This is a genomic window from Yersinia sp. IP36721 (assembly GCF_003634395.1).
Lineage (GTDB): Bacteria > Pseudomonadota > Gammaproteobacteria > Enterobacterales > Enterobacteriaceae > Yersinia > Yersinia entomophaga.
In genome coordinates this window covers 70,644-77,982 of record NZ_QCZL01000018.1, presented here as the reverse complement: position 1 = coordinate 77,982, position 7,339 = coordinate 70,644, and the positions used below count along the sequence as shown (strand labels likewise).

The window sequence follows — 7,339 nt, the reverse complement described above, 5'->3', positions numbered from 1 at the left end:
CTGGCAGCCTCACCGCCACCGGTAGCAAGTCAGACGGATTACGCCAAAAATATGCCCCTGTGATTGGTTAATCGATCTCTGTCATAAAATCAAAATTCTTTTATTTTTCTTATTGATGTGCTCATTTATTGCCCCTAGTCTGGTTAACGGGCATTGTTTAGTTTTCTTAACTTTTGAGCACGAGAGGCTTGCAAATGGATATAGATTTTTTCTACCCAGATAATTTTGAATTTGATGGTGAGTCTTATCGAGGGCAAAGGGTTGCGAAAAATAATGCAATTTTAGTTCTGATTACTTCGAGAGATTGTCCATTCGATATTAATAATGTAATTACTCAGAAAATTGGTAACAAAGAGCGTTTATTTAAAGTGATTGATTGGGAGGTTCAAGATTCACTGGGAGTAGGCGGGAAGCCTTATTTAGCCAATCTTTCCGTAGAAGCATTAGGCGTGCCAGAGTAAAAACAAGCTGCATCCCAAACCTTTACTTTCAATGGTGAGGTAAATGCCGGTAATCTTCAAGCAGGTAACAATAATACGATTTCTCAAACAATCACCATTGAGCAGCTTGCTGATGCTATAGCTACGAGTAAAGATCCTGAAGCACAGGCACTATGGCAAAAGTTGCTTAACAACAATACTGTTGCCGGTATCTTATCTGCAGCGACAGGTGTGCTATTAACTTTGTAGCTGATTTTACGTGCTAATATTGAGCCTGCGAAATGCGGGCTTTTTTACGCCCATCCCAAAATACCGCCAGCAGCCCGACACGCCACGCAATAAACCCATCACCACCCCGAAATAGTCTAAATGGATCGCGCCCGCCTCGTCCTGCCAGCGCTGCAGAATCCCCACGAAAGAAACGTAATCCCCACGGAAACGGCACTACACCGCACCCGCCTGCACACTTTGCTTTATAAAGTTTTTTCAGTTTTAAATTCCTACAAAATACCCCGCCAGCCCGCGCCATGGCTGGGGCTTTGCGGCAATTTTTTAACTGAAAAGATTGAAAAAAATTTCAGTGTTTTTCAGTTTTTGGATCTCGGAGTGGATCGCGGAAAAGTATTAGTACATTGAATTTAAAGGGGATTGTGTGAATTACGTGGTTTTTTAGGTGGAACGTGAGGATTGCTTTCAAGGTTGAAAGAAAACTTGAAAAGGTAGGGCTAGTGCGTGTTGTAGCAAGATTTATACGTGTTTCTAAAACTGAAAATTGTTTAATGTGCGGACACTGACGCAATAAAAAGCCAGCTCTTTGGCTGGCTTGGTGGACAAAGTTCTGCCGTGTTAGCTAATGCGCCCAATAGTCCATGTATGAATAGGATAATTTTCTGAATCAACACCCGTTGCTGTTGATAACAAAATCCAGCCATCAGCTAAAAATTTATTGAGTTGGTTGGTTCCGTTGTGGACGCTATGCAGTTCGCGAACTTCTTTGACTTGATACTGAGGGTTTTGCTCTGTCATCACATATTCCCTTTACTTATGCTTACGAAGTGAACCCACTGGAGAATAGTAGGCAGTAAAACTCTGTCGCCATTTTGCCGCCACTACTATAAAAAAAGGGCTACGCTTTCACGTAACCCCTTGTTTTATTTGGTGGAGCTGGGGGGATTTGAACCCCCGTCCGAAATTACTACGCCGTCGGCACTACATGCTTAGTCCAGTCATTACATTCGCCGGTTAGCTGCGGACGGACACGCCACTAACAAACTATCCTGATTGGGTTTAACGCTTTCACCCCAGGCAAGGTGTCCACGCGATCTCTTTTGGGTTTGACCTCTCTTGATCCCCGTCCTAAGAGCGGAGGCTAGGGAGAGAGGGAATCTTCAGTTTCTTAGGCTGATTAAGCTGCTAAAGCAGCAGATTCGTATTGCGAGTCGTTTGCAATTATTTTTTTTGCGGTTTTTTACGAGGCCTCCGCACCTCGGCATGCACCTTGGGTTTCGCGAATCCCGTCGAATCCAGAATCAGCCCCAAAGAACTTCTGTAGTATACCAGAACTATAACCTGTTAAGCCAGAGACTTAACGATTAGAGTGTTTCATAATTCTGGCTTTATCAACCTGCCATTCGCGATCTTTAATATCATCACGCTTGTCATGGTCTTTCTTGCCTTTTGCGACGCCGATTTTAACTTTAACCCAGGCATTTTTCCAATAGACGGAAAGAGCCACTACGGTAAAACCGTCGCGATTAACTTTGCCGACCAGTGAGTCAAGCTCACGTTTATTCAGCAGTAGTTTACGGGTACGCATAGGTTCGCAAACAACGTGTGTAGACGCGACGTTTAGTGGGGTAATGGTGGCCCCAAACAGGAAGGCCTCACCGTTTCTAAACGTGACGTAGCTATCGCTGATGTTGGCTTTACCAGCGCGCAGAGATTTTACTTCCCAACCTTGCAGCGATAGGCCAGCTTCGAATTCTTGTTCGATGAAGTATTCGTGGCGGGCGCGCTTATTTTGCGCAATGGTTGCGGAACCGGGTTTGTATGCTTTTTTCTTTGTCATAGTGTTGATCATTATACTGTATGCGTTGACGAATGAAATCCTTTCCCGTGCGCTGCGGCCTTATTTTGTCGATTTTATTACCGTTTATGCGCCGTTGATTTTTTGTCAGTTGCCAGATAAATGGTATTATCCGTGCGTTTTATGTCTCTCAGGAAATGTTATGCCACAGATTAGTCGCTCTGCATTAGTGCCATTCAGTGCAGAACAAATGTACCAACTGGTTAATGATGTTTGCTCTTACCCAGAGTTCTTGCCTGGCTGCACGGGGAGCCGGGTGCTTGACGCTTGCGATAATGAAATGACGGCGGCGGTAGATGTTGCCAAAGCGGGTATCAGCAAGACGTTTACCACGCGTAATACGCTAACGGATAACCAAAGTATCAACATGCAGTTGGTTGACGGACCTTTCCGTAAGCTGATGGGCGGTTGGCATTTCACGCCATTAAGCCCTGATGCCTGTAAAGTGGAGCTGCATCTGGATTTTGAATTTACTAACAAGCTGATTGAATTGGCTTTTGGCAAAGTGTTTAAAGAGCTAGCGGGGAATATGGTGCAAGCATTCACCCAGCGTGCAAAAGAGGTCTACAGTGCCTGATCTTTACGTTGAGGTCGTTTATGCCTTGCCAGAGCGTCAGTATGTTCGGAAGGTGAGCCTCGCGGAAGGCAGCACGGTTGAGCAAGCGATTGAGGCCTCGGGGCTTTTAGAGTTGCGTACTGATATTGATCTGCAAAAAAACAAAGTGGGGATTTACAGTCGCCCCGTAAAATTGGGTGACAGAGTTAATGATGGCGATAGAGTCGAAATTTATCGTCCGTTAATTGCTGATCCAAAAGAGTTACGTCGAATCCGCGCTGAAAAAGCAAAAAAATAAGGCGCGTTGTGCGCCTCACTTTTTATCAGCCCTGAAGCATGACGGATAAAGCCAGTCTGATTGAAGATCAGCGCCAATGGCATTTATCCGTTAGCGCTATATCGAAGGTGATTCTCTATCTTCCTTCTCTACCACTAGCATGATCGACGAAAAAATTAATTTCCGCTCAGCGCTGGTTCATTTTTAATATCAGTCAGAACACCGCTGCTGTTGAACGTCAGGGTCAGCGTCTGCTGTGTAGCCTTTTCGTGTCCCGGCTGCTGGCGGAATACGTAGAACCAGGTTTGAGTTCCAAAGGGGTCCTGCAGCATCGGAGTACCTAGTGTGTATGCCACCTGTTGCTGCGTCATACCTTTATGAATTTTGGATACATCGTTAGGTGACAGGTAGTTACCCTGATTAATATCAGGCCGATAGACCACCTTTTCCAGCGTGGAACAACCCGCGGTAAGCATCATTAGCATTACAGCGGCGGCAGTCAGCATTTTACAGCGCATAGTAATCACATTCCTTTAGGGCATAGGATGACGATGATAATAGACCTTGCAGCAGTTGGAAACCTTTACAAGGCTTCAATATGACCTCCTGAATGCAAAAAAGTTGAGCTTTTTTATGCAGCAAGCAGCTCTTTCGCGTTTGCCAGGGTATTTTTCGTCACTTCGCTACCGCCTAACAGGCGCGCTAATTCTTGCAAACGGGCTTTTTTATCCAGCTTATGCATCTGTGTTTCGGTTTCTGCGCCATCCGTTTGTTTACTGACAAAGAAGTGTTGATGGCCACAACCTGCAACCTGCGGAAGATGGGTCACACACATGACCTGAGTGGATTCCCCCAACTGACGCAACAGTTGACCGACAATCGCCGCCGTTGGCCCGCTGATACCGACATCTACTTCATCGAAAATGAGTGCTGGCGTATCCATTTTGCGAGCAGTAATAACCTGAATAGCTAATGCGATACGCGATAACTCGCCACCGGAGGCAACTTTAGCCAAAGGTTGCAAAGGTTGCCCTGGATTTGTGGTCACACTAAATTCTATACGGCTTGCCCCTTCTGCGCTGAGGTGTTCCGGCTCGAAATGCACACCAATGGCAAATCGGCCATGCGGCATAGAGAGCTGGTGCATGCTTTCGGTAATCAAGGTGGCCAGCTCTTCTGCATAATGCTGACGAGCCTGATGTAGCTGATTTGCCAATGCCAATGCGCGCTGATAGTGAAGATTGACCGTTTCGCTTAACTGTTCCTGATCGCTTTCCTGTTGCGAAAGGAGTTGTTGTTCATCCAGTAGCTGTTGATGAAGCTGAGGAAGTTCTTCCGGCGCAATGTGGTGCTTCCGAGCCAGATTAAGCTGGCGTGATAGTCGCTGTTCCAGTTCATATAGGCGATTCGGATCCATATCCAACTTTTCACCATAATGGCGCAATTCATCGCTAGCTTCGCTAATCTGGATCGATGCTTCTTCCAGCATATTCAATAAATTGTTGAACTGCTCATCCATGCCTGCCAGTTCGGTAATATGCTGTTTGGCGGTATAAAGCTGGCTGAGAATATTTTGTTGTTCATCATCAGAAAGCAACTGTAGAGCCTGCTGGCTGATAGAAATCAACTGACCGCTGTTAGCCAGACGCTTGTATTCGGCATCGATCTGCTCATATTCGCCCTGCACCGGTGCGAAGGCATTCAGCTCTTTAAGATGATATTGCAGCAGTTGATGACGAGCATCACGCTCAAGGGATTGCTTCTGATGCAAGGCCAGCGAACGGCAGCTCTGATGCCACAGTTGGTAGGCGGTTTTCATTTCAGCTAGCAATGCCGGTTGATCGGCATAGGCATCCAGTAGCTGTTTCTGGTGATCTGATTTCAATAACAGCTGGTGAGCATGTTGGCCATGAATTTGAATCAGGAGTTGCCCCAGCTCTCTTAGTTGAGAAAGAGGAACCGCAGTGCCGTTGATAAAGCCCCGCGAACGGCCATCGACCCCAATAGCGCGACGCAGCAGACATTCATTGCTGTCATCCAACTGGTGATGTTCAAGCCATGCGCGAGCAGTTGGGGTGTCTGCTAATGAGAAACGAGCGCAGATGTCGGCTCTGGAAGCGCCTAGACGCACCATGCTGCCATCTGCACGGCTACCCAAGCATAATCCTAATGCATCAATAGCAATAGATTTGCCTGCGCCGGTTTCGCCAGTAATTGCGGTTAATCCGGGCTGAAAATCAATTTCTAACTCGCGCACAATAGCAAAATTACTGATGGTCAGTTGGGCCAGCATGGTAAATCTCCTGTACATAAACACATGTCTGTATTTGAATACAGTATAAACTGGTTTTATATACAGTAAAGTGGCAAAATAACTTTTTAGAATAATTTTTTTGACCAACCCAACTTGGTGCTTAAGGTATTGAAATAGCTGTAGTCCTTTGGATGAATCAAATTCAGGTGGAAATCGCTGCGTCGAACCAGGACTTCTTCACCTTCCTGAATGGGTAGGGCGATCTGGCTGTCACAGCTCACTTCCAGATCGCTGCTAATCTTGGAGAATTTCAATCGAATGGTGCTGCTGCTGTTGATAACCAAGGGTCGCGCGGAAAGCGTGTGTGGAAACATGGGCACTAAAACTATGGCGTCCAGCGTCGGCGTCAATATCGGGCCGCCGGCGGAGAGTGAGTAAGCCGTAGAACCCGTCGGAGTGGCAATAATCAGGCCGTCGGATCGTTGGGAAAACGCAAAACGATCGTCGATATACACTTCGAATTCGATCATATGCGCGACTTTTCCGGGGTGTAGTACCACCTCGTTGATCGCGGTGCTCATTCTGCATTGTTGATTGGCTCGCCGAACCTGAGTTTCCAGCAAAAATCGCTGTTCGCTGAGATATTCGCCTTCCAGAACGTCAGAAAGTTGCTGTTGCGCGTTATCCGGGTCTAGATCAGTTAAAAATCCCAGATTTCCTCTGTTGACGCCAATCACTTTGATATCATATCGAGCTAAGACGCGCGCTGCGCCCAACATGTTGCCATCGCCGCCGACCACCACCGCCAGATCGGCTTTTTGACCAATTTCAGCCAGACTGCCGGTAACGGCGTTGGTTAAATTGAGGTCGCGGGCAATTTGCCGTTCAACCATAACGGCATAACCCTTGGATTTTAGCCAATGGTAGAGCATTTCGTGTGTAGCAAGAGCGGCCGGGTGACGTGGGTGACCGACAATACCAATACAGTTGAATCTTTTATTCATTGCCGTGGTTTTCCTCAGTAGAGCCTGTTTGTGCCCTACATTGTGACCGGTTCCCTTGAATCCCCGGTTTTGATCCCCATAATAAGCCAAGTAGCGAGATTAATGCTAAAACGCGGAGATATCCATGAGTAGTAAAGAACAGAAAACGCCTAACGAGCAAGTCTCGGAAGAAATGGAACAAGCAGTCGAGCAGCAAGCGGGAGCCGCACAAGAGACTAGTGACGGTGTTGATCCGCGGGTTGCAGAGCTGGAAACCCAATTGGCTGACGCCTTGCAGCGTGAGCGCGAAAGCCTGTTACGCGCGAAAGCTGAAGTTGAGAATATCCGTCGCCGTACCGAATTGGATATTGAAAAAGCGCATAAATTTGCGTTAGAGAAATTTTCATCATCCTTACTCCCGGTGATTGATAATCTGGAACGTGCTCTGGAATCAGCAGATCGCTCCAATACCGAATTGACATCAATGATCGAAGGTATCGAATTGACGCTGAAATCCTTACTGGATGCAGTGGGCAAATACGGTATCGAAGTTGTGGGTGAAACCAATGTGCCTTTCAACCCGGAAGTTCATCAGGCGATGACTATGCTTGAGTCTGCCGATCATGAGCCGAACCAAGTGATGATGGTGATGCAAAAGGGTTATACGCTGAATGGCCGTCTGTTGCGCCCGGCGATGGTTGCGGTTTCCAAAGCGAAAGCTTAAGGCTACCCAATCAAGCAAA

At 46.8% G+C, this 7,339-nt stretch carries 10 protein-coding genes and 1 other RNA gene; 5 read left to right on the top strand and 6 right to left on the bottom strand.

Annotated features, from left to right (window positions below; genetic code table 11):
• Window positions 1-194 precede the first annotated feature (194 nt).
• Entirely contained in the window at window positions 195-461 is a 267-nt protein-coding gene (locus DBA33_RS14655; RefSeq protein ID WP_120806695.1) for a hypothetical protein, read from the top strand.
• Between the two features lie 348 nt (window positions 462-809).
• Entirely contained in the window at window positions 810-1,076 is a 267-nt protein-coding gene (locus DBA33_RS14650) for a hypothetical protein (RefSeq protein WP_240442708.1), read from the top strand.
• Window positions 1,077-1,286: 210 nt separating this feature from the next.
• Here the strand turns inward: DBA33_RS14650 and DBA33_RS14645 are convergent, their stop codons facing one another.
• The 3 genes from DBA33_RS14645 to smpB all read right to left on the bottom strand — a co-directional run bounded on the left by DBA33_RS14645 (window position 1,287) and on the right by smpB (window position 2,508).
• The gene (locus DBA33_RS14645; RefSeq protein WP_050111620.1) at window positions 1,287-1,466 is read right to left on the bottom strand and encodes a hypothetical protein; all 180 of its coding nucleotides are present in this window, start codon (window positions 1,464-1,466) and stop codon (window positions 1,287-1,289) included.
• A gap of 130 nt (window positions 1,467-1,596) precedes the next feature.
• Window positions 1,597-1,977, bottom strand: a transfer-messenger RNA (tmRNA) gene (ssrA, locus tag DBA33_RS14640).
• 48 nt (window positions 1,978-2,025) lie between these two features.
• Entirely contained in the window at window positions 2,026-2,508 is a 483-nt protein-coding gene (gene smpB / locus DBA33_RS14635; RefSeq protein WP_064516757.1) for an SsrA-binding protein SmpB, read from the bottom strand.
• 160 nt (window positions 2,509-2,668) lie between these two features.
• Between smpB and DBA33_RS14630 the strand changes: the two genes are divergently transcribed.
• Together DBA33_RS14630 and DBA33_RS14625 are read left to right on the top strand one after the other, a co-directional pair.
• Window positions 2,669-3,103 carry a type II toxin-antitoxin system RatA family toxin gene (locus DBA33_RS14630; RefSeq protein ID WP_064518471.1) on the top strand — a complete coding sequence of 145 codons (435 nt, stop codon included), beginning with the start codon at window positions 2,669-2,671 and terminating at the stop codon, window positions 3,101-3,103.
• Window positions 3,096-3,380: an RnfH family protein gene (locus DBA33_RS14625; RefSeq protein ID WP_120806694.1), complete on the top strand. Its 285-nt coding sequence runs from the start codon at window positions 3,096-3,098 to the stop codon at window positions 3,378-3,380. The genes DBA33_RS14630 and DBA33_RS14625 overlap by 8 nt, the downstream gene beginning before the upstream one ends.
• A 155-nt stretch (window positions 3,381-3,535) precedes the next feature.
• Here the strand turns inward: DBA33_RS14625 and bamE are convergent, their stop codons facing one another.
• The 3 genes from bamE to nadK all read right to left on the bottom strand — a co-directional run bounded on the left by bamE (window position 3,536) and on the right by nadK (window position 6,617).
• Window positions 3,536-3,877 (bottom strand): outer membrane protein assembly factor BamE, encoded by a 342-nt coding sequence (bamE, locus tag DBA33_RS14620; RefSeq protein ID WP_064516759.1) that lies wholly within the window; start codon window positions 3,875-3,877, stop codon window positions 3,536-3,538.
• A 113-nt stretch (window positions 3,878-3,990) separates the two neighbouring features.
• A complete protein-coding gene (gene recN, locus DBA33_RS14615; protein WP_064516760.1) occupies window positions 3,991-5,652 on the bottom strand; it encodes a DNA repair protein RecN in 1,662 nt (553 codons plus the stop codon).
• Between the two features lie 86 nt (window positions 5,653-5,738).
• On the bottom strand, window positions 5,739-6,617 hold the full coding sequence (nadK, locus tag DBA33_RS14610; protein ID WP_064516762.1) for an NAD(+) kinase: 879 nt from the start codon (window positions 6,615-6,617) through the stop codon (window positions 5,739-5,741).
• A gap of 124 nt (window positions 6,618-6,741) precedes the next feature.
• Between nadK and grpE the strand changes: the two genes are divergently transcribed.
• Window positions 6,742-7,320 carry a nucleotide exchange factor GrpE gene (gene grpE, locus DBA33_RS14605; protein WP_064516765.1) on the top strand — a complete coding sequence of 193 codons (579 nt, stop codon included), beginning with the start codon at window positions 6,742-6,744 and terminating at the stop codon, window positions 7,318-7,320.
• Window positions 7,321-7,339: the final 19 nt, after the last annotated feature.

Excerpts from the sequence above, each read along its gene's own strand:
- bamE (WP_064516759.1), bottom strand. The coding sequence starts at position 3,877 with ATGCGCTGTAAAATGCTGACTGCCGCCGCTGTAATGCTAATGATGCTT.
- DBA33_RS14650 (WP_240442708.1), top strand. The coding sequence starts at position 810 with ATGGATCGCGCCCGCCTCGTCCTGCCAGCGCTGCAGAATCCCCACGAA.
- DBA33_RS14655 (WP_120806695.1), top strand. The coding sequence starts at position 195 with ATGGATATAGATTTTTTCTACCCAGATAATTTTGAATTTGATGGTGAG.
- nadK (WP_064516762.1), bottom strand. The coding sequence starts at position 6,617 with ATGAATAAAAGATTCAACTGTATTGGTATTGTCGGTCACCCACGTCAC.
- grpE (WP_064516765.1), top strand. The coding sequence starts at position 6,742 with ATGAGTAGTAAAGAACAGAAAACGCCTAACGAGCAAGTCTCGGAAGAA.
- smpB (WP_064516757.1), bottom strand. The coding sequence starts at position 2,508 with ATGACAAAGAAAAAAGCATACAAACCCGGTTCCGCAACCATTGCGCAA.
- DBA33_RS14645 (WP_050111620.1), bottom strand. The coding sequence starts at position 1,466 with ATGACAGAGCAAAACCCTCAGTATCAAGTCAAAGAAGTTCGCGAACTG.
- DBA33_RS14630 (WP_064518471.1), top strand. The coding sequence starts at position 2,669 with ATGCCACAGATTAGTCGCTCTGCATTAGTGCCATTCAGTGCAGAACAA.
- recN (WP_064516760.1), bottom strand. The coding sequence starts at position 5,652 with ATGCTGGCCCAACTGACCATCAGTAATTTTGCTATTGTGCGCGAGTTA.